Genomic DNA, 21,385 nt, shown 5'->3' on the forward strand with positions numbered 1-21,385 from the left:
GTAGTCAGCAAAATGAAAAAGAATCACGTAAAAATGTTGGTATTGGCTGTCGCAATGGGGCTGCAAGGCCAGGCGTTGGCAGCAGAGTCTGCGGTGGTGGACAGTGAATCCTATCGCCAGCCAGGCGGTATCATGTATTTCTTCGAGTATGGTATGCCCGATACAGTGACTGCATCGGACGACAGCCTGCTTGCCATAGAGAGTACGTTGCAAAAAGATGGTCAGCATAGTTTGGCCTGGCAATTTTCACCGGGCAATACGCTGACTTTTACCCAGCCGATTGGCTACAAGCCGTTTGTGGCAAACAATACCGATCAGTCGCAAAGCACCTTTACGACCTGGATTTATAACGCATCACCGTTAGCAGGGACTCTGCGGTTTTCTTTTCTGGCGCAGGGGCAGCAGGCGAGTTGGTTTGATATCAATATGGACTTTGTGGGATGGCGCCAGCTATTGGTGCCGTTTTCTGATATGCAGGGTCAGCCGAGCAAACAGATGGATCAGTTGATTATCGAAACTTCGCAAGCGGGGGGATCTGGCAAGATCTACCTTGATCAGCTGATGACCAGTATTCCGGTTGACCCCCGTTGGCCAACCCGGGATGCCGTCGTGCCTTATGTCAATGTGGCAGCGGATGTGGCACCGAACCGCCATTGGCTGGCACTGTACCGCTACTCTCAATTCCTTCAGCAGCATACCCACAGCGTCCTTGATGGTGATGTGAGTAGATCCGTGTCGGTTGGCTCTGAGGTTGAGGTTATCGAAAAGACCCTCGATGAGTTTATTTTGGCCAACGACAAGTCACTCTCTAACAAGCAACTACAGGCGCTTAAAGTACGCTACGACAGCTACCAGCTCGCTGAGCACAATGGGGTGATCACGGGCTTGCCATTAGATAACAGCAACCGGCTAAAGACATTTCTCGATAAGGGGGTCAACAAGGGGCTGTTGAACCAAGAAGGGTTCGATACCGTGTTCGGTATCAAGCTACTCAGAGAGTATGGTGAGTATATGCTTGAACTGGCGCAAGCGCTGCAAGGTGATTTGGTCGATGAAGACCGTCGTACTATTGAGGCTATGTACCTGAAACTTACGCATTATGCGATTACGCAAGGGTATACAGCTGGCAGTGGTCTAGGAACTGCCCACCACATGGGGTATACCCTCAGGGCCTTGTTCCAAGCCCATTACCTCAGCAGGGATCTCTTGGCGAGGGAAGGCCTGGCGCAGCAAGTCAGTGACATGATGGCGTGGTATTCCGGCACTGGCCGTATCTACCGTCCGGTAGAGGAGATGACCAACTTCAATGTCGATATCATGAATACTCAGCTGCGAGGCATGTTATACAGTGTGCTGATGCAGCCTGATCCGCAGCAGCGAGAGGCTTGGTTATCCCAGTTTAGTTTCTGGTTGTCCCAGTCGATTACCCGCTCCGACGGGCTAGGGGGTGGGTTCAAAACTGACGGCTCGGTGTTCCACCATGCTCAGCACTATCCTGCCTATGCCAAGGGGGCGCTGAAAGGGCTCACGCCTGTGATCGAAGCGCTATCTGGGACGTCTTTTTCTGTTACGCCGCAGGCACACCAAACCGTCAAACACGCTGTCGCGATGACAGAAATCTACAGTAATGATCAGCTGACCTTGATGTCTGTCACTGGCCGCCACCCCGACGGTGAGCAATCCATCGAATTGGTGCCGTTCAAGCACATGGCGTTAGCCGGCTCGCCTGATGGCACTCAGGCTATTGATCTGGATATGGCGGCTGCCTATTTGCGGATGGCGGGCAAAGATGATGCGTTCGGCCGCTATCTGGTGCAGCAAGGGATGGAGTCAGGGGTCGCGCCGCAGGGTAACTGGGTGATGAACCTTGCCAGCATGACGATTCAGCGCCGCTCTGATTGGGTAGCGGCAGTGCGCGGCTTTAGCCGTTATCTGGTCAGCCACGAAAGCTATGCCAATGCCAACCGCTACGGCCGTTATATCAACTACGGCCAGCTCGAAATCATGGGGCCCGAGAGCGAGGCCCGGGCGTTCAGCCATGATGGCTGGAACTGGAATCGCTGGCCGGGAACCACTGCCGTCCAGCTGCCTTATGAGGCACTCAATGCCAAGCTGCGCAACGTTGATACGTTTAGCGGGTTGGAAGAGATGCTGCTTTCAGAGCAGAGCTTCGCTGGCGGGGTGGGCAATGGGGAAAACGGGTTATATGCCATGGTGCTGCAAGGGCACCCGAAATACGATGCCAGCTTTCAGGCTCACAAGTCGGTTTTTTTCTTCGATAACCGGATTGTCGCGCTCGGCAGTGGGATCACCACCGAGCAGACCGCTTATCCCACTCAGACGACCTTGTTCCAGCATGCAGTGTATGACGATGGCGAGCGGGCAACGGTGAATGGCCTACCATTCGCCGCCTCTGAGCAACAGGTAGATGTTAAGCCGACACGCTTCCTTCAGTTACGGGACCCTGATGGCAACGCTTATTTTGTCTCTGCAGCGCAAGATGTCAGGGTGTCACAAGGCGAGCAGGTGTCGGTACACCAGAAAAACAGCTCGACCACTCAGGGTATCTTCGCCACAGCGGTGATCGACCACGGCAAAGCGCCGCTCGATGGGCACTATGAATATGCCGTATTGGTAAAGCCAGAGCAGGAACAATTGGACACTTTCGCCCGCCAGCTATCAAGCGCTGAGCATGCGCCTTATCAGATCGTCCAGCAGGATGAGCGTGCCCATGTCGTGAGTGATAGCGAATCCCAGACGACCGGTTACGCGGTGTTTGCAGCAGATACCGAGTTTGACTCCGGGCTAGTGGCACAAGTCGGTGCACCGGCCATGGTCATGGTCATGGTTGCCACACAGGGGAGTCAGCTACAGTTATCGCTGGTGAATCCGGATCTCAACCTCTACCAGGGGCGGGACGGCACCCAGTATGACGCGGAAGGCACTTTGCAAGAAGTCAGTATTTATTCCCGCAAATGGAAAGATAACCCGTTCAAGGCGGTGGATAACCGGATGGTACTGCGTGGCCAGTGGATGGCGGCTTCTGCGCTGCCAGCAGGGGTTACGTTGCATGACATGACCAACGGCCATACGGAGATACGCTTTAGTACGGTTGGGGCAGAGCCTCTGCAAGTCTTGTTGACCCAGCAATAAGGATACGTGGCGCGCAAGTGGCTGCTTGCGCGCACGACAGGCAATTTGCTTGTAATGATTAAGGAAAAGGCATGAACAGATTTAGTTATATATCGGTATTGGCCGCCGCGGTTTCACTGGCGTTATCCGGCAATGTATATGCCGGCGGCCAGACTGAGGGTGCAGGCACTATCACCCCGGCCAGTGCTGTCGAACAAGCCGCTTCATACGACCCGATGCAAGCACAGATCATTTCATTTGAAGGGGAGGCGGTACCCGACTATGTCACGGTAGCTGGTGAGGGGACCGTTTCAGTCTCGGATCGCCGGGCGGTAAACGGGGACCAGTCATTGGTATGGCAGTGGCAGCCGGATTCGCCGCTAACGCTCGATACGGAGTTCCGTTATTACACGCCTAAAGAAGCCTTCCAAGCCTATGGACGCAAGTCTTCGACGGTATTCTCGGTATGGATTTACAATGAAAAGCCCAGTGACGGTGAGCTTGAGTTCCAGTTCGGGTCGGCTGCAAATAGCCGCTTTACCATGAAACTGGACTTTACCGGTTGGCGCTCGCCAGGTATGGCTTTTCACCGTGATATGCAGGGGATGCCGGCTTCGACCCTCAAGGGGGTGACCATTACCCCGAAAGGCATGGCGGAAGGAGGGGAGCTGTTTATCGATCGCCTGATGGTCAGCATTGATGATATTCGCTACCAATGGTCTGATGATTTGGTGACCACGAGGATCACCGTGCCCGAGATTGACTACGGTTTGCCTGAAACCCTGCCTGATGTCACGGCCGAGGAACTGGCTGCGGTAGATACGATCAAGCAAGAGCTACTCGATTATTACGTCGGTGATATGAAGGTGGGTAAGAAAGCGCTAGATGCTATCCGCAAGGAATATCGCACGTATGGCTTGAGCAAGGAAAATGGTGTCATTAACGGCGTGCATGTCGTGACCAAGAAGCAGCTGACAATTTATCAGAAAGCCCATTTGAGCCCGGATGATAAAGCCCGGGTGAAGGCGTATGTCGATTTGCGCAAATTCTCGGAGCTCATGGAAAAGATGGCTCGGGTTTGGCACGTTACCGATGATCCTGCCGTGCGTGCTGAAATGCGTGATAAATACCTCCTGATGTCCGAACACCTGCTTGATCAGGGCTTCCAGCATGGTAGCTCGCTGGTGGCGACCCACCACTGGGGATACAGTACCCGGAGCTGGTATGCGTCGATGCTGCTGATGGAGCTGCCGCTCAAAGAAGCCGGCTTGCTGGAGCCTATCCATTCGGCACTGCTGTGGTACTCGCGGGAATTCAAAGAGCGCGGTTTTGATATGGAAGTCGGGCCAAAAAGCTCCGACATGGATTACTACAATACCTTGGCTCGTGCCCATATGATCATGCTGCTGCTGGAGCCTGATGCACAGGAGCGAGTGGCCCTGATGCACAAGTTCGGTAAGTTTATCTCCGGCAATATGGCGCAGACACCGGCTGGCTATGCAGACGGTTTCCGTCCAGATGGCACCGCATTTCGTCACAAGGGGAATTACCCAGGGTATTCGTTTGCCGCCTTTAATTCGGCTGCCCATGTTGCTTACCTGCTAAGGGGAACACCTTACGAGCTGTCCGAGCCCGCGCGGCAGTACCTGAAAAAGGTGATGCTGGCGGCGAGGGTGTATAGCAACCCGAACCCCGGCGTTGGAACGAATGGCCGTCGTCCGTTCTTCGGCATTTCTCTCAATAAGATTGCTGACGGTTACCGTTGGCTGGCGCTGGCAGGGACTGAGCAAGGTAAGGCCGATACCGAGCTGGCACAGGCGTATTTACGGATCAGCGGCGATGATCCTCAGCGGTTTGCCGGGGAATTCGGTCAGCGGGTGATGCCAGAAGCGCACCCCCAAGGTGCATATAGCTTCAACTATGCCGCAATGGGGATCCACCGATACGCTGACAAGATGGTCACGATGAAAGGCTGGAACCGGTATGTGTGGTCGTCGGAGATCTATAACAATGCCAACCGATATGGCCGCTACCAGAGTCACGGCAGTGTGCAAATCCAAAAGTGGGGCGATGAAGAAGACTACGGCTTTAGCCAAGATGGCTGGGATTGGAACCGAATGCCGGGGGCGACAACGATCCATTTGCCGTGGGAGCAGCTGGATGCGCCGCGCAAACATACCACTATGCTGACCAATAATGTTCGGTTCAATGGCTCGACTCAACTGGACGGGCGCTATGGTGCCTTTGGCTTTACCCTCGAAAACCCTGACCGTTGGCCGGCGTTTATCGACCCGTCGTTTAGGGCCAAGAAATCGGTGTTTAGCTTCGATAACCGATTGGTCATGGTGGGGAGTAACATCGCCAACGGCCGCAGTGAGTACCCAACTGAGACCACCTTATTTCAATACGGCCTGACTGACAAAACCCAGACGCTGATCATCAATGGCGAGGAGGTGACGGCATTTCCGTTTAGCACCACGGTTGAGCCTGGTGGCTGGCTGATAGATGGTATGGGCAACGGTTATTTCGTGGTTAAAGGCGGCAGTATTGAGATCAGGCGCCAACATCAGGAGTCGCGCGATAACATATCCAAGGAGCCGACCTTCGGCAATATGGTATCGGCATGGATTAATCACGGTAATGCGCCGTCCGGTGCAGAATACGAGTACATGATCATGCTTGATGCAACGCCAGAAAAAATGCAGGCGTTGGCTGCGTCAATGGCATTGGCACAGGATAAGCCCTACCAGGTGCTGCGCAAAGACGGAACGGCACACATTGTTCATGATAATCAAAGTGGCGTAACCGGCTATACGGCGTACCAGTTTGTGAGAACGTCTGACAAGTGGATCAGAGCGATCAGTACCTCCTCCGTGGTCATGGCCAAAGAGCAGGACGGAATATTGAGCCTGAGTGTTGCTAATCCTGATTTGAACATGGAGAAAAACACCCTGAGCCAAGAAGTCCCTGTGGCTATTACCTTGAAAGGGCGTTGGAACCCAGCGGAGGCTGATGAGCGGATTGCCGTGAAGCACAAGGGGAAAAAGACTGTGGTGACTTTCCGTTGCAAGGATGGTCTACCGATCCAAACACGGTTGCAAAAGATATAAGCCAATTTTTTTCGAAACGTAATGTAAGCGCCTAGCGATAGGCGCTTTTTTCGTTTTTAATTGGCTTTTGTTTTCTTTCGTTTTTATGATCACAAAAGCGTTACCGAAAGGTAAACTTTAATTTTGATTGGGTATATAGTTATGCGAAAGCTATCGAAGATAGTTGAAAGGTTGCGTTTGACTATAACGAAATATTAGCCCAGCTCGCCATTTATCGGAATCGGCGTAAACGGACTATTCATTTCCAATCAGAAAAGAGAAGGTTATGAAAGTAAGACACTCTACCTTGGCCCTGGCCATTGCCACTTTGCTGGCAGGCTGTGGAGCTGAAGATAACAAGGATATCTCAGGTAAGCAGGATAATGTGTACCCGCCGACGGTAAGGGGCGAAGTAACCATACCGGCGTTGCATGTCGGAGCCGGTGTAAAAGGTATTTACCAGTATTTCGATCCCAATCCGGCTGCCCGTCCGGAAGGTGCCAGTCAATACCGCTGGTTGTTGGCCGATGATACTGAAATCGGAGTCGCCCAGGAGCTGTATTTGGTTGAACAGCATTTGGGCGAGCAGGTCCGCTTTTGTGTGACACCGGTCGCCGAAGGGACGGCCAATACTATCGGTGCTCAGTCGTGCAGTGAGCCGAAGCAAGTACAGCCGCCGTTGGGCACCCCGCCGCAGGCCAATGACGTGGCCATTGGCGATATGGCCCCTATGGTCGGTGATGTCATTGAAGGGGAGTATCAGTACTTTCATCCTGAGGGAGTTGCCGAAGGTGATTCTGTCTTGTCATGGCTGGCTGACGGCGAAGCGATAGGCGGCGCTGATGATAGCCGCCTAACCTTGCTGGCGCATCAAACCGAGGGCAAACAGCTGGCATTTTGTGTCGAGCCTAAAACGCAGCAGGATTTTCCGATCGCGGGCGAGATTGCTTGCTCTGAGCTGACTGCGCCAGTGGCAGTGAAGCCTGGCTCGGCACCGGAAGTGGAAGCTGGCAGCGTCGCGATTGACGGACAGCCCTTTGTCGGGGCGACGTTGACTGGGAAATACACCTATTTTGATGCAGATGGTGACCTTGAGGGTACCAGTCAGTATCGCTGGCTACGTGATAACAATGCGATTGAAGGTGCCACGGAAACGGCTTATTCGGTCGTCAATGCCGATGGCGGTTACTATCTGTCTTTTTGCGTTAGCCCTGTTTCTGAAACAGGATCGCCGACGGTAGGGGAGGAAGTTTGCCAGCAAATGGATGAAGCCATTTCTGTCAAGGTAGAAATCCCGCCGCAGGCAAGCAGTGTCGAGGCGGTTGTGTTGTCAGGTGGTTTACCCGAGGTCGGTGAAACACTGGTGGGACAATACCAGTACGAGCAAGCTGAAGGCGCAGAAGAAGGTCAATCGACCGCCCAGTGGAAAGTCGATGGTGACGTTTCCGAGCAGGGCTGTGATGTCGCACAAAGCTGCCAGTACACTTTGTCGGGTGATGATCTCGGAAAAATGATTGAATACTGTGTGACACCGGTAACTTACCTTGGTACCCCAGCCGATCAGGCTTATTGTTCCCCGGCCGTTGAGCCAATGGGGATCACATTGACCGGTGCCCTTGAGTACGATCAAAAATTGACGGCCGTGGTTTATGGCTACGATGGTGATGCCAATACCGATGGCCGTTGGCTGGTTGATACCAGTAATCAAAATGGCCCGGCGGGTGATAGCAACCCGACCGAACAAGCAACGGGCAATGAATACATTATCGGTGTGCGGGCACAAGGAAACGACGGTAATGGCAATGGTGTTGTTGATGATTACGACTGGGCGGCACAGGGCCATACCGTGGATGCCCGACACTTTATCGGCAAAGGGGTGCAATATTGTTTGAATACCCAGTCTTATGGCGCTAAATGTGTGTCAGCGGCCGATTTTGACAGTGTTTCCGGCGGTTTGCTGACCGATGCCAGCAATGCAGCGCTGCGCGCCATTGAGCCAATCAGAATTGTTGACTTCAACGGTTACAAATACCATCGTCCATTGACCCAGGCAGAAACTGTCCACAAAGGTGAGCTAGGGGCCGGATTGCCGCAGGCGAGCGAGATTTTGGCTGCCAATGGTATTGACTGGGCGTTGTTTGCTCAGATCACCAATGGCCAAACACCAGCGTTAAACGCGTGCCGAAACCTCTACCAGAACAGTGGGGACTGGCACCTACCGATCAGCCAGTTCACGGCGGGCAAGTATGTTCCCAACTATTACGAAGCCGATGGCAACCAACCGCCGGCAAGCAGCGCTAACTCGATGATCAAGCTGACCAAAGAGTTGATTTCCAATGTTGATCTGGAGGTTGAGTTATCACCGGTATACGGCTGGCCGCTGGGTGCGACAGTGCAACTACCTTATGGTAGCGCCAGTCGCTTGGCGGCTGATCAGGCAACACAGAACTACAACGTAGTACGTTTTTACCAGAATGGCGGTACGGCCAATAACTATACCGAGGAGCAAGCACCGTTGATCACTTGCGTATCGTTAACGGCTAGCTAAGCCCCATCTTATTACATACTGCAACCTGCCCTTGATATTGCGGCCGGAGAGTTACCTTGAGAGTTCAAGTGAGCATCCGAGCGAAATATCGAGGGCTTTTCTATAATTGTGCTATTTATCACAATATTGAATTAAACGCCAAACTGTAATATTTTCATATGACCATCCCAAAAACAATTTGCCAAAATTGAATATCTCTTATTCATAGTCGACTGGAAATGAGAATGATAATATCAAATAATTATTATGCTCTAAAATGGAGTATGTAATTTTAGACTAAATAAACTCTGCTATAATTTTAAGATAATTGGTGCTGGTTTTATTGGAATAGATATGAATAAAGAGATTATTGCTTTTATTTTATCCGCTTTTTTAATCGGCTGTACTAGTGATTTACAACGAAACCCAGCGCCTGCTTATTTAAATATGGATTATGGTTTATTTAACTCCAAAACGCTTAGACATTGGGGAGATACACCGTTCTCAATTGAGCAATATGTATTTGATGAGAAATTGCGAAGCAATACATTTGATAAAAATATCATTGTTGATGAGGCTGGTAACTTTAGACCTCAACACTATTTGACTATATCTGGTGGAGGAGCAAATGGTGCATATGGTGCAGGACTTCTCAATGGCTTGTCAGATAGTGGAAAACGACCTGATTACCGGATGGTTACAGGCATTAGTACTGGAGCAATTATAGGGTTATACGCGTTTTTAGGTGAAGAGTATGATCACAAGCTACGAGATTTCTACACACAATTATCAGATCAAGATCTCTATCAGACACGATATGTGTGGGAAATATTTTCTAGCTCTTCACTTCTGAATACAGCCAGGTTTGAGAAGCTGGTAAGAGAGGAAATTGATCGTGACCTGTTGGATAAAGTCAAAGAAGAGTACTTGCGAGGTAGAACTTTTCTAGTCAAAACGACAAACCTTGATGCACAGCGCCCAGTCATATGGAATATGGGGGAGATCGCCATGCATGATACAAAGGAGGCAGAGCTTCTCTTTCAAAGTGTGATCATAGCTTCAGCTTCAATTCCAGGTATTTTTGAACCGGTTCTTATACCGATGCAGATCAATGGTGTTCAATATGATGAGTTACATGTTGATGGCGGTGTCATAGCTCAAGCCTTTTTTATCCCAGAAAATATGGATGTTGAGGAATTTGCTAGTATTGAAAATAGATATTTTACCAAGCTAGGTATAGATCTGCCAGAGGAGCGAGAAAGTCACATATGGATGATTAATAACTCGCGTATTGGTGCAATTTGGGAACCAACACAGCCAACATTAACTAATATTACAGGCCGTTCGATATCTACGATGATAAAGTACCAAGGACGGAGTAATCTAACGAATATTTATCAGCAAAGTCAATTGATTGGTGCATCGTTCAATTCTTCATATATTGACCATAGAATTCCAGATGCACCGTCAGAAGCACCATTTAGCAAGAAATATATGCAGTATATGTATTGTTATGGATATGCACAGGGTCTTAGCGATAATCACTGGAAGAGCGATTTGCCTAATTACTCCCAATTTCAGAGTATTGAGCCATGGAATAACTCTTTTTCTGATATAGAATACTTTAATTGGGAGAGAATCGAACCGGGATTGACTGGAAAGATTAACGAATGTCTATTGAGGGTAAATAAATAACCTTTAAATTGTTTGCTAGTTATAGAATAACAAATTGTAATAAAATATAATACTTTATAATATCTGCATCATTAACGAATAACTGTTATTCATTCTCATCTTATAGAAGTTTGATAATATTAACTGGAATGGTATCAATGAGAAGGTTTTTCATTTCTTAAACACGGAATGTTAATGTTAGATACTAAAACTTATACCAAATTTATCTAAAAATTAGAATGCTAATCCTATGGTTAATAAAATTAAACTATCTCTAATATTATCAATAATGCTTACTGGGTGTATACAACTCGATCCCTATCAAAAATATCATACAGCTTTAAATTCTGACCAGTGTGTGCCTGATATTAATACGACATATACTGAAACTGTATATGAGCCAGCATTGAGTGAAAATACGGCTGAATACACAATCAGTGAGTCAGGGTTTGGAACAGATAATGATGATATTGCATTTGATGATACTGCCAGCAGACCTGCTGTTGAGGTTACAGCGATTAATGCCATACCTGAAATGACATCTGAAGATATTCTACCAATCTCAGTGGAGCTTGAAGAGCGGCAATTTTATGCTTTGGAAACGACCTCATCAAATTATTCTGATGTACAAATTTCGACAGGAAAAATCTCAAGTACCTTAGGAAGAGAAGAGGCGCTTTATGTTCAGGTTTTTGCAACGTTGGATGAGGATAACGCTAAAAATGTATTGAGGGACGTGAGGTCATTTTTCCCCGAGCAAACATCAGTTATTCGCTCTGCTGGGATATACCGTATTCTTATTGGTCCTCTGGAGAAAGATGAAACTACATTTGTTGTGAATGAAATAAATAAACAAAGTGATTACAGCACAGCATTTGTGCTGTCTCATTTCATTGATATCAGTGATGATGAAATTTAGTCGATACCTCAATATTACGCACTGAGTAAAATAAGTATTTAATGCCAGGTTGTGTTGTTGCCTATATGTATTAGGCTGTGGGCTCGATTGACGAGCCCATTTTTGTTATTTGCGATTACCTAGCCAATTTGCGGCGCCGTTTAAGTCACTGTGTCAGCCTCTTTGGCTTTGAGGTAGGCGTCTAGGGCACAGTCGCCGTGATGATGTTGGTAGCCCGGTGTATGGTGGCGCCAGGCTGGGTCGATATTGACAGCTTGGGTCTTGAAGGGATCGATTTGCTCGTGGGTGTAATGCGTAAAACCTTCTCGGTATTGGTCAAGCAAGTCACGGTAAGCCGGATCGTTGGCCAGGTTCTGGCGCTCACCTGGATCACGAACTAGGTCGAACAGTTCTTCACCTCCCTCTTGGTAGACGGTGTATTTATGGTTTTTTGTGCGGTACATCCGAGCCGGCTCGATGGTTGTTTCGCGGCTGGTGTACCATTGGCTGACGACGGCTTCGCGCCAGTCATCAGGCGATTTTCCGTCCATAAGCGGTAGCACACTTCGGCCATAGAGTTGCTCGGGAATACTTAAGCCCGCGTAGTCGCACAAGGTAGGAAGAAGATCACACAGCGAAACTAGTTCATCATTTTGTTGGCCTTGTGGGATCCCAGGGCCTGTGATCACAAAAGGAACGTTGGTTGCCTCTTCATAGAAAAAGTTCATTTTGGTGACTTGACGGTGGCTACCCATGGCATCGCCGTGATCACTGAAGAAGACAATCAGCGTATTGTCGGCGGCATCTGACTGCGCGAGGGCATCTAGAACCCTCTTGATACTATTGTCGCCCATGCGGGTGTAGTGGTAGTAGGCCGCCAGATACTGCTGATAATTGAGCGGGCTCCAATGGGCGGCTTCGTGCATGCGATGATGGCCGCAGCACAGATACTGGACGGCTGGTGGCCGGTTGGTGATAGGATCGAGGTTTTCAAAATTATCACGCAATGGCGGTAGCGGGCCGATGCCTTGGATTTCATTATGAGGCCCGGCAAACGCGCCGACCCAACCACAAATATTGTGCGGGTTATTGAAGTCAACGGCCATAATGAAAGGCTTATCGTGTTTTTTGTGCAAGAACGCCACACTTTCCTGTTCAGCGTATAGATCTTCCCGCGAGTCGTAGTTCACCGGAAACGCTTCGGGGGCATCCATTTCCATTTCGATTTGCTCCGCACAGTCAAAACCACGCAAGGAGCCAAAGTCATGACGCTTGCCGAAATGGACCGCATCATAGCCTGCATCGCGGAACAATTGGCCGAGGGTCGGCATAGATGAAGGAATGTTTGGACTGTTATTACCATGTACACCATTTTGATGCGGCAGTCGGCCAGTCCAGAACGAGGCTCGGGAAGGGCCACATAGAGGATAGGCGGTATAAGCGGCGTTGAAACGCGTCCCTCGGGCGATGAGGCTGTCGATAGTAGGGGTGGATACATCGCTGTTGCCATAGCCGCCAATCGCATGGCGAGATAGCTGATCGGCGGTAATGATCAGGATGTTTTTGGGTTTGCTGATTGTTTGAGTGGCCGGGGATGCCATAGCCGAGGATGGGGTAAGTACTACAGCAGATGTACTGCTAGCAGCGGCGGCACCGGCGACACCTTTGATAAAGTTTCGGCGAGTGAGTGACATTGTTTACTTCCTTATAAACTTAGCCTTGTTGCTTCATATCGAGTGAATAGACCTTGAAATTGTCGATTTTCAGGTGGCTCTTCCATGTCCGGAAACCGAACTTACCGGATTTAAACTGCTCTTTATCGTTGATCTCATAGAGCTTGTTGTTATTGCTAAACACCAGAATTTGATCGTCGAGGCTAACGATCTTGATGTTGGTCGGGTGGTTGGGAATATTCATGAACTGCTTGTCTGTTACATCATACTCAGGCAGCAACGGGCGGGTACCATCCCCGGGATAGCGACGAAAACGAGTGGTGCTGTTGTCGTTGGCACCGTAACCGATATAGTAGAGTTGCATCGGATCGTATTTTCGCATGTCACCTGCACGCCAGTCAGACTTAGCAAAGAAATCTTGGCTCCCAGGTTCTTGGGCCATCCAGAAGAAGTTAAGGTCAGTACCACGGTCGTTTGGGCCGTTAGCCATGACTACCGTACCTTCAAATTCAATCACTGACGGTGTGGTAATGTCGTGCTTAAACCACACCGTAACACCGGCACCGTCATCAATGTCGAGCGCCTCTTGCTTGATACCCACGTCGGATGCATCTGTTTTTTCAATCACCCACTGAGATAGGTTTTGGCTGAAATCATCGCTGAAAAGTAAAGTTCCATTTTTTTTGATCAGTGATTCAGGGTTATCAATCGCAAAAGTCGGTAGGCTACTTCCCATAGCGATTGCTAATAGAGCAATATTAAGTCTATTCATTTTATTCTCTAGGCTTATTGGTGAACTGTAACTCCCAGCATGCGGCTGGGAGTTATGGATTAGGTATAGGCATTAAGCACACTGGCCGGCACTTCGGCCGGGCGCCAAGGATCGCCAGTATGTTCAAGCCAAGGGATAAGCTCCTCTTCGATTAACCGGCTGATCAACGCATCATTTCCTTCGGCAATATTCGCCATCTGATAGGGGTCGTTAGCGTTGTCATGCAAGACGTAGGTCAACGGCTTGCCGATCTTCCGGTCGATCATCAGGGTATAGCGATCAGTACGAATGCCACGGCGGCCGTAAGACTGCGCTCCGTAAGGGACGAAGGTATACAACTGCGAGGTAGGGCGGATATCACCAGCTTCACCACGGAGGGTGTTGGCAAAATTACCCCCTTCGACAGTGTCTGGAATATATTCGTCCATGCCCATCAGGCCGAACATGGTCGGGAAGATATCCGGTGCTGAGAACAAGAGGTTATCTTGGCGAGGAGAAAGTTTACCCGGCCAGCGGAAGATCATCGGTATCCGCATCGATTCTTCATAGTGGACATTCTTCGTGGGTTTGCCGTTGGCACCCAAGCAGCAACCATGATCAGAGAAGAAGACAACCAGTGTGTCTTCAGAAAGGTTGAGCCGATCAAGCTCGTTGATAATACGGCCGAACTGTTCATCCACACCATTGATCATTGCCATGTATTCTTTGAAGTATTTTGGTCCGTAACCTTCTTGGTAGTCCTTGTCCCACACGACATTTGGACGGGTATTGAGTGATTCGGACGTTTCACCGCTGAATCGGTCTAAGTATTTTTGTGGAACTTGGTCATAAGGGGAATGCGGAGGGTTCATTGAGACAACTAAAGTAAAGGGCTTGTCATTGTCACGGTACTGACCATTTTCGTTTCGTAAGTATTTAATCGCAATATCGGCTTCGTGCTCTGGGCTCCATTGGTTAATCTGAAGCGGTTTGTCCCTTGGTGTTTCGTTGGTCCAGTAGATCGGGTTCATGTGTAGATCATAGGTCCCGTATGAGTACCAGAAGTCGAAACCATGGCGACGGTCAGGGGCCGTCCAGTCATTCCAATAACGCCCTTCCATTGGATTGTTATAGCTTGGAATGAAAGGAGCTTCAGGCGTATCGAGGTGCCACTTGCCGATATAGCCCATGCTGTAGCCCTGCTTTTTCATTATGTCGGACCAAGTCAGGGTATTCTTTTTCAGCTCGATACCGAAATCTTTGCCACCGAAATTACCAGGCATTGCGGTATGGCTGTTGCCTTGGATCCCGTTACGATTTGGGTACTGTCCTGTCATCAACATACCGCGGAACGGGGTACATAATGGGAAGTTGGACACAGCCTGATCCAGTACCACACTCTGCTTGGCAAATTTATCCAGATATGGAGTCAATGAACGGTCCTGATCCATAAAGCCAAGTGACTGGGCTCGAAATTCATCGGGGAAGATAATCAAGAGATTAGGCTTTTTGCCTTCGGCTTTGGCGGTTACAGCGGGCTGACTGCCCGTCAATGAACTGCAGGCCGGAGTGGCAGCTACCGCCCCTGTGACTGCTATGCCTTTCAAAAGGTCACGGCGTGATATGGACATCATTTGTCTCCTTTAAAGTAAGCTACAATTTGCATATAAAGTGTGATGTAAGTGGTAAAAGAAAGTAAAAGTGTTTCTTTTTCTTACGTTTAGGTGCTTTTATATTAATATCGTAAACTATCGAAAGTTTGCTGACTCTGTTGTTGATCACAAAAGATAACATCAAGCTGTCGTATGCTTTCAAAGTGAAACTGGGTATGTTTTGCTTTACGGTTTGATTTGCGATAAATTTACTATTACTGGCAACTATTTATGCATTATGGCAAGTGAGCTCTTTCGGAGTGCTGTTTTTTTCTTTGAATCGAAAGTATGTGTAAATAAACTGGCAAATTAACGAAAGTATGTGAAAGAGATCGCAAGTTTGTATTCTGCCCATTGTGCCTTTTGTTTTTGATTGTAAGCTTATATCGAAACCAAACGAAAGTCTGGTTTCAGCAGGAGACTAAGTAATGAAAAGTGCTGTCGAAAGGCGAATGGAAATCGTCAACGTGGTGAACCAAGAAGGTAAAGCGCGTGTCGAGGACCTAGCTTCGAGATTTAGTGTCTCCAGTGTCACTATTCGCAGTGATCTGAGCTTTTTGGAAAAGAACGGTTATGTTGTGCGTTCGCACGGTGCCGCGATTCCAAATACTGGGGTGATTGCAGAGCTAACCGTCCATGAAAAGCGTCGTCAAAATGCCGGTTTGAAAACGGTATTGGGACAAGCAGCGGCGGAGCTGATTGAAGATGGTGACACAGTCATTCTAGATTCGGGTACTACTACACGCGAGATTGCCTCAAACCTGAGTAATGTTGAGGATGTAGTGGTAATGACCAATGGTCTGGATGTGGCTATGGAGTTGTCGTCAAAACCGGGTATTGAGGTATTGATGACAGGTGGTGTACTTCGTAAGAAGGCGCTGTCTTTTTCGGGTTCACAGGCCGAGAACGGGTTGAAAAACTACCGCTTTGATAAAGTGTTCTTGGGTGTGGATGGCTTTGACCTTAGATCGGGAATTACAACTCACAATGAGCAGGAAGCGAGTCTAAACCGCTTAATGTGTGAAATTTCCGAACATGTTGTTGCTATTGCGGATTCCAGTAAATTTGGCAAACGCAGTTGTCATATGATCCGAGAATTTGGGCATATTGACACCTTGGTGACCGATTCCGGTATTCCGGAAGAGTATCTACAAGGATTGCGAGACATGAAAGTGAATGTGGTCATTGTTGATAAGACAGATTAGTTCCTTCCTCTAAGCGATGCGCTAACTCCATAGCAGCAGCCCAGATGCTGATTGTGGAGTTAGTACATGAACACCCTTCTTGATATCGTAAAGCGTCACAAGGCTGGCGGCAGAAATGGTATTTATTCTGTCTGCTCGGCGCATCCTTTTGTGATTGAAGCTGCGATACGTCAGGCGAAGCAAGATCATTCTCCGTTGCTGATTGAAGCAACGTCAAACCAAGTGGATCAATTCGGCGGCTATACTGGCATGACCCCTGTTGATTTCCGCAACTTTGTTCTCGATCTTGCTGAGCAACTTAATTACCCCTCTGATCAGTTGATTTTGGGGGGCGATCACCTAGGACCGAACCGCTGGCAGGATTTATCTGCTGATGAGGCAATGGCGAATGCCGATGCGCTAATTAAAGCCTACGTGGCTGCAGGGTTTAAGAAAATTCACCTAGATTGCAGTATGTCATGTTCTGGTGACCCGGTACCGCTGGCCGATGACGTTGTGGCTGAACGTGCTGCGCGCCTTGCCAAGATCGCTGAAGAAACGGCTGTGAACTCGTTCGGTAAAAGTGATGTTGTATATGTGATTGGTACAGAAGTCCCGGTACCAGGTGGGGCGGCTGAGCTGTTGGAAGGCGTCGCAGTCACTCATCCTGAAGCCGCACAAAAGACCATTCGGAGCCATCTAGCGGCCTTAGAGCAAGCGGGTATTGCTGATTGCTGGCAGCGTGTTATTGGGCTGGTCGTACAGCCTGGAGTGGAGTTTGATCACACCGGTGTGATTGATTACTGTCCAGAGAAGGCACAAGCGTTGAGCCGAGTGGTTGAAGAGTATGACCACTTGGTGTTTGAGGCGCACTCGACCGATTATCAGCCTGAGAAGGCGTACCAAGATTTAGTACGAGATCATTTCTCTATTTTGAAAGTGGGCCCAGCCCTGACATTTGCGATGCGAGAAGCACTGTTTAACTTATGTGCTATCGAAGAAGAAATGGTGCCGAAAGCTCATTGCTCTAATTTGAAAGAGCATATTGAACAAACTATGTGTATCGATCCCGATTTCTGGAAGAAATACTATCATGGTGATGCTAATCAGCAACGTTTTGCCCGCAGTTATAGTTTTAGTGACCGTATTCGTTACTACTGGCCGGATAAAAATATTCAGCAGGCACAAGATAAGTTATTTAGTAACTTGTCGCAACAAACTATGCCATTGCCTTTAATCAGTCAATATTTGCCTGAGCAATTCCATGCCCTGAGAAACGGTGAAATAGAAAATACACCTAAAGATTTCGTAATTAATAAAGTACAGCAAGTACTTCGTGTTTATTCTGCAGCTTGTCAGTTTTAATATAATAGGGCGTATCATGAAATATTTAGATCTTGATAATAAAGATCTTGAAAGCTTAAAAGCTTTTTGGACTGCAAAAGAGATCCAACAGCAACCTGACTGTTGGAAAAAAACCTTGTCAATCGTAACGGAGTGCAAAGCGGTAACCAAAGAATTTTTGGAGCCACTCTATGCTAAGCCAAACTTGCGTATTGTGATGACGGGTGCAGGGACATCGGCATTTGCCGGACGGGCATTGGCCCCGGCGCTGTCGAAAGTGCTAAATCGCCGGGTAGAAGCTATAGCTTCTACCGATATTGTGTCTAATCCTTATCAGTATTTTGCCGAAAATATCCCAACGTTATTGGTTTCATTTGCTCGTTCCGGCAATAGTCCCGAAAGTGTCGCCGCTGTCGAGCTCGCTAACCAACTGTTGTCCGAGTGCTACCACCTCGTATTGACTTGTAACAGTGAAGGTCAATTGTATGAGGAATGCCGCAATGACAAGGGTTCACTAGCGATCTTGATGCCAGAAGAAACCAATGATCGGTCGTTCGCTATGACCTCGAGTTTCTCTTCGATGATGCTGGCCGCATTTTCGGTATTGACGTGTAATAACGATTACACGAAAGAAATTGAAAGTGTTTGTAAGCAATCTGAGGCTTTGATCAAAGAAATTAATTCTTCAATCAGTATAATCGCTAATAAGAATGCAAAACGAGTTATTTATTTGGGCAGTGGAAGCCTGCAAGGGTTAGCTCAGGAATCGGCACTTAAGTTGCTGGAGCTGACTGCAGGGAAGGTTGTGGCAACCTTTGATTCACCTCTTGGCTTTAGACATGGACCAAAATCGATCGTTGATAATGAAACATTAGTCGTCGTCTTTATTTCGAATAATCCTTATACGCGTAAGTATGATTTGGATTTATTAGCTGAATTGCGTCGCGATAAAATTGCTAATCAAGTATTAGCAATTACGGCCCAGCAAGATGATGTCGTTATTAATGGAGACTTTATTAATATTGATGGTATGGAAAACGCTAGCGATGTTGAATTGATTTTCCCATATTTAATCATTGCCCAAATTTATGCTTTTCATCAATCACTGATATTAGGTAATACGCCTGATAACCCATGTCCGACCGGTGAGGTTAATCGTGTTGTTCAGGGTGTAACAATTCACGAACTTAATTAATAGCACACAAAATAAATAAAAAAGGGTTAACTACTATGACGTCACCTAACATTGTATGGACGCGTATCGATGAACGTCTTCTTCATGGTCAAATTCGTATTACTTGGGGAAAACATACTGAGGCGAATTTAATTCTGGTTGCTAACGATGATGCTGCAGATGGCCCTAACGCTGCCTTTATGCAGGCAGGCATGAAGGCTTCGGCGGGTGGGGAATATGCTGTGCGATTCTTCTCTATCCAGAAAACCATCGACGTGATCCACAAAGCATCGCCTAAACAGAAAATTTTTATTCTGTGTAACAACCCGACCGATGTTGCCCGTTTGGTTGAAGGTGGCGTCCCTCTTACTCACTGCAACGTTGGCAATATGCACTTTCATGAAGGCAAGCGTCAGATCGCCAAAACTGTATCGGTAGATAGCAAAGATATCGATGCGTTCGAGCGTATGGTTGCCCGTGGGGTGGCATGTACGGTGCAGAACACTCCTGATCAAACGCCAGTAAATGTTCTTGAACTGGCCAAAGAAACTGCCTAAGTGCAGTTAACATTCACGCTAAACAGAGATTTACAAAAGGAATAAATCATGTTTTTTGAAGCTACGCTGGTCGCAATCTGGGCGTTCTTCTGTGGTATCGATAAATACGATGTCGCGTTGAACATCCACCGTCCGCTCATTACCGGCCCGGTTGTCGGGTTGATCATGGGTGATATGCAAATCGGCTTGATTGCCGGTGCTACCCTGGAATTGGCTTGGTTGGGCTTAGTGCCTAACGCCGGTGCTCAGCCGCCTGATGTAACGTTGGGCACTATTGCCGCCGTTGCCTTCGCTGTTATGACGGGTCAGTCAGCAGAAGTCGCAATGGGTGTGGGTATGCCTATCGCAGTACTGATGCAGATGTTGGTAATCGGTTTCTTCGCTTTGACAGCCTTCACTATGGGTAAAGCAGACCGCTTTGCCGAGCAGGGCGACTCCGACGGCATTGATCGCTTATTGATCACAACGATTTCGCTGCGTGCCCTTATGTATTCACTCGTTGCCTTTATTACGGTGTACTTCGGTGAGCATGCGGCAAGCTGGATTGATGAAAACGCGCCAAAAGTGTTGCTAGAAGGCCTGGGTATTGGGGCCAAGATGGTTCCGGCTATCGGTTTCGCCATGCTGCTTAAAATCATGTGGTCGAAAGAGGTGGCGGGTGTGTTCTTTATCGGCTTCGTGATGACCACCTACCTCAAGCTACCAATCATGGCTGTGGCAGTCCTAGGCGCATCCGCAGCAGCACTGTACTACTTCTTCAGCGGTAACAACGGATCTAACAACAACCAAGTCGAGGAATTTGAAGATGGCATCTGATATCACTGCAGGCAAGCTAGCCGATAAAAACACCAAGGTAGAAAGTCTGGTTGATGATATTGATTCATACGAAGACACGACGCCACGTAAAGTTATCACCAAGCGTGACCTATGGATGTGTTCACTGCGCGGTCTGTTCATGGAAGGTAACTTTAACTTCGAACGTATGCAGGCGGGTGGTTTTGCTTACTCTATTATTCCGGCGCTTAAAAAGATCCACGGTGACAACAAGCGTGATTTTGCGAAATCGTTGAAGAACCATCTGCAGTTTTTTAATGCAAGTCCGAAACTGTTCACCTTCCTGCTCGGCACTGCGATTGCTATGGAAGAGAACAAGGAAAAGCCATCAACCGTTAACGTCATGAAAGTCGCCGGTATGGGTCCAACAGGCGGTATTGGTGATGCGATTGACCATATGACCCTAATGCCGCTGACACTTGCGCTGGGTGCGTCGATTGCGATGGAAGGCTCGATTGCCGGTCCATTTGTATTCTTCTTCTTGTACCAGATTGTTCACTTTGCAGTGTACTTTGGCCTGATGTTTATGGGCTATAAGGCCGGTACTGCAGCCATGGTGAACATGAGTGATGCAACCGAGAAGCTAGCCAAAGCAGCCAATATCATGGGTATTTTCGTGATTGGTGCGCTGTCGGCAACCTTTATCAAGGTGCAGACGACCGCTTCGCTGGAGCTCGGAGGCAAGGTTGTCGATCTGCAAGGGGCCCTGTTTGACAAGATTATGCCGAACTTGTTGCCGCTGTGCTTGGTGTTCTTCATGTTCAAGATGGTGAAAGGCACCGGTTTCTGGGCCAAGCCTCCGGTACTCATCTTCTCCACCCTTGCTGCGGGTGTGGTAGGCCACTTCTTCGGCATTCTTTAAGTGATGTAAGTCAACGCTAGGGGGAGGCAACTCC

At 48.4% G+C, this 21,385-nt stretch carries 14 protein-coding genes; 11 read left to right on the top strand and 3 right to left on the bottom strand.

What is annotated here, in order from left to right; genetic code table 11:
* Positions 1 to 12: 12 nt before the first annotated feature.
* From C9I99_RS13170 to C9I99_RS13190, 5 genes are all read left to right on the top strand, one after another.
* Positions 13 to 3,153: a chondroitinase family polysaccharide lyase gene (locus C9I99_RS13170; protein ID WP_166645457.1), complete on the top strand. Its 3,141-nt coding sequence runs from the start codon at positions 13 to 15 to the stop codon at positions 3,151 to 3,153.
* A gap of 71 nt (positions 3,154 to 3,224) precedes the next feature.
* Positions 3,225 to 6,242, top strand: a complete 3,018-nt coding sequence (locus C9I99_RS13175; RefSeq protein ID WP_107349341.1) for a chondroitinase family polysaccharide lyase — start codon at positions 3,225 to 3,227, stop codon at positions 6,240 to 6,242.
* 265 nt (positions 6,243 to 6,507) lie between these two features.
* Positions 6,508 to 8,769 (top strand): hypothetical protein, encoded by a 2,262-nt coding sequence (locus tag C9I99_RS13180; RefSeq protein WP_107349342.1) that lies wholly within the window; start codon positions 6,508 to 6,510, stop codon positions 8,767 to 8,769.
* Between the two features lie 333 nt (positions 8,770 to 9,102).
* Positions 9,103 to 10,443, top strand: a complete 1,341-nt coding sequence (locus C9I99_RS13185) for a patatin-like phospholipase family protein (RefSeq protein WP_107349343.1) — start codon at positions 9,103 to 9,105, stop codon at positions 10,441 to 10,443.
* Positions 10,444 to 10,672: 229 nt separating this feature from the next.
* Positions 10,673 to 11,341: an SPOR domain-containing protein gene (locus tag C9I99_RS13190; protein WP_133638248.1), complete on the top strand. Its 669-nt coding sequence runs from the start codon at positions 10,673 to 10,675 to the stop codon at positions 11,339 to 11,341.
* Positions 11,342 to 11,481: 140 nt separating this feature from the next.
* Here C9I99_RS13190 and C9I99_RS13195 read toward each other — a convergent pair whose 3' ends face one another.
* The 3 genes from C9I99_RS13195 to C9I99_RS13205 are packed head-to-tail and all read right to left on the bottom strand — an operon-like array spanning position 11,482 to position 15,378.
* Complete coding sequence (locus C9I99_RS13195) at positions 11,482 to 13,014, bottom strand: sulfatase family protein (protein ID WP_107349345.1); 1,533 nt, start codon at positions 13,012 to 13,014, stop codon at positions 11,482 to 11,484.
* A 19-nt stretch (positions 13,015 to 13,033) separates the two neighbouring features.
* A complete protein-coding gene (locus tag C9I99_RS13200; RefSeq protein ID WP_107349346.1) occupies positions 13,034 to 13,765 on the bottom strand; it encodes a DUF6250 domain-containing protein in 732 nt (243 codons plus the stop codon).
* A gap of 59 nt (positions 13,766 to 13,824) precedes the next feature.
* The gene (locus C9I99_RS13205; RefSeq protein ID WP_243734625.1) at positions 13,825 to 15,378 is read right to left on the bottom strand and encodes a sulfatase-like hydrolase/transferase; all 1,554 of its coding nucleotides are present in this window, start codon (positions 15,376 to 15,378) and stop codon (positions 13,825 to 13,827) included.
* A gap of 446 nt (positions 15,379 to 15,824) precedes the next feature.
* Here C9I99_RS13205 and agaR point away from each other — a divergent pair, with 446 nt between their 5' ends.
* From agaR to C9I99_RS13235, 6 genes are all read left to right on the top strand, one after another.
* Positions 15,825 to 16,601, top strand: coding sequence for a transcriptional repressor AgaR (gene agaR / locus C9I99_RS13210; RefSeq protein ID WP_107349348.1), 777 nt, complete (start codon positions 15,825 to 15,827; stop codon positions 16,599 to 16,601).
* A gap of 66 nt (positions 16,602 to 16,667) precedes the next feature.
* The gene (gene kbaZ / locus C9I99_RS13215; protein WP_107349349.1) at positions 16,668 to 17,945 is read left to right on the top strand and encodes a tagatose-bisphosphate aldolase subunit KbaZ; all 1,278 of its coding nucleotides are present in this window, start codon (positions 16,668 to 16,670) and stop codon (positions 17,943 to 17,945) included.
* 13 nt (positions 17,946 to 17,958) lie between these two features.
* The gene (locus C9I99_RS13220; protein ID WP_476742306.1) at positions 17,959 to 19,119 is read left to right on the top strand and encodes an SIS domain-containing protein; all 1,161 of its coding nucleotides are present in this window, start codon (positions 17,959 to 17,961) and stop codon (positions 19,117 to 19,119) included.
* A gap of 35 nt (positions 19,120 to 19,154) precedes the next feature.
* Entirely contained in the window at positions 19,155 to 19,655 is a 501-nt protein-coding gene (gene agaV, locus C9I99_RS13225) for a PTS N-acetylgalactosamine transporter subunit IIB (RefSeq protein ID WP_107349351.1), read from the top strand.
* A gap of 48 nt (positions 19,656 to 19,703) precedes the next feature.
* Positions 19,704 to 20,471 (top strand): PTS N-acetylgalactosamine transporter subunit IIC, encoded by a 768-nt coding sequence (gene agaW, locus C9I99_RS13230; RefSeq protein WP_107349352.1) that lies wholly within the window; start codon positions 19,704 to 19,706, stop codon positions 20,469 to 20,471.
* Complete coding sequence (locus tag C9I99_RS13235; protein WP_107349353.1) at positions 20,461 to 21,351, top strand: PTS system mannose/fructose/sorbose family transporter subunit IID; 891 nt, start codon at positions 20,461 to 20,463, stop codon at positions 21,349 to 21,351. Before agaW ends, C9I99_RS13235 begins: the two co-directional genes overlap by 11 nt.
* Positions 21,352 to 21,385 lie beyond the last annotated feature (34 nt).

Source organism: Photobacterium lutimaris (assembly GCF_003025555.1).
GTDB lineage: Bacteria > Pseudomonadota > Gammaproteobacteria > Enterobacterales > Vibrionaceae > Photobacterium > Photobacterium lutimaris.

Bases quoted from the DNA above. Each gene is read 5' to 3' on its own strand.
- C9I99_RS13205 (WP_243734625.1), bottom strand. From the start codon at position 15,378: ATGATGTCCATATCACGCCGTGACCTTTTGAAAGGCATAGCAGTCACA.
- C9I99_RS13195 (WP_107349345.1), bottom strand. From the start codon at position 13,014: ATGTCACTCACTCGCCGAAACTTTATCAAAGGTGTCGCCGGTGCCGCC.
- C9I99_RS13200 (WP_107349346.1), bottom strand. From the start codon at position 13,765: ATGAATAGACTTAATATTGCTCTATTAGCAATCGCTATGGGAAGTAGC.
- kbaZ (WP_107349349.1), top strand. From the start codon at position 16,668: ATGAACACCCTTCTTGATATCGTAAAGCGTCACAAGGCTGGCGGCAGA.
- C9I99_RS13175 (WP_107349341.1), top strand. From the start codon at position 3,225: ATGAACAGATTTAGTTATATATCGGTATTGGCCGCCGCGGTTTCACTG.
- agaV (WP_107349351.1), top strand. From the start codon at position 19,155: ATGACGTCACCTAACATTGTATGGACGCGTATCGATGAACGTCTTCTT.
- C9I99_RS13185 (WP_107349343.1), top strand. From the start codon at position 9,103: ATGAATAAAGAGATTATTGCTTTTATTTTATCCGCTTTTTTAATCGGC.
- C9I99_RS13190 (WP_133638248.1), top strand. From the start codon at position 10,673: ATGGTTAATAAAATTAAACTATCTCTAATATTATCAATAATGCTTACT.
- C9I99_RS13180 (WP_107349342.1), top strand. From the start codon at position 6,508: ATGAAAGTAAGACACTCTACCTTGGCCCTGGCCATTGCCACTTTGCTG.
- C9I99_RS13170 (WP_166645457.1), top strand. From the start codon at position 13: ATGAAAAAGAATCACGTAAAAATGTTGGTATTGGCTGTCGCAATGGGG.
- C9I99_RS13235 (WP_107349353.1), top strand. From the start codon at position 20,461: ATGGCATCTGATATCACTGCAGGCAAGCTAGCCGATAAAAACACCAAG.
- agaR (WP_107349348.1), top strand. From the start codon at position 15,825: ATGAAAAGTGCTGTCGAAAGGCGAATGGAAATCGTCAACGTGGTGAAC.
- agaW (WP_107349352.1), top strand. From the start codon at position 19,704: ATGTTTTTTGAAGCTACGCTGGTCGCAATCTGGGCGTTCTTCTGTGGT.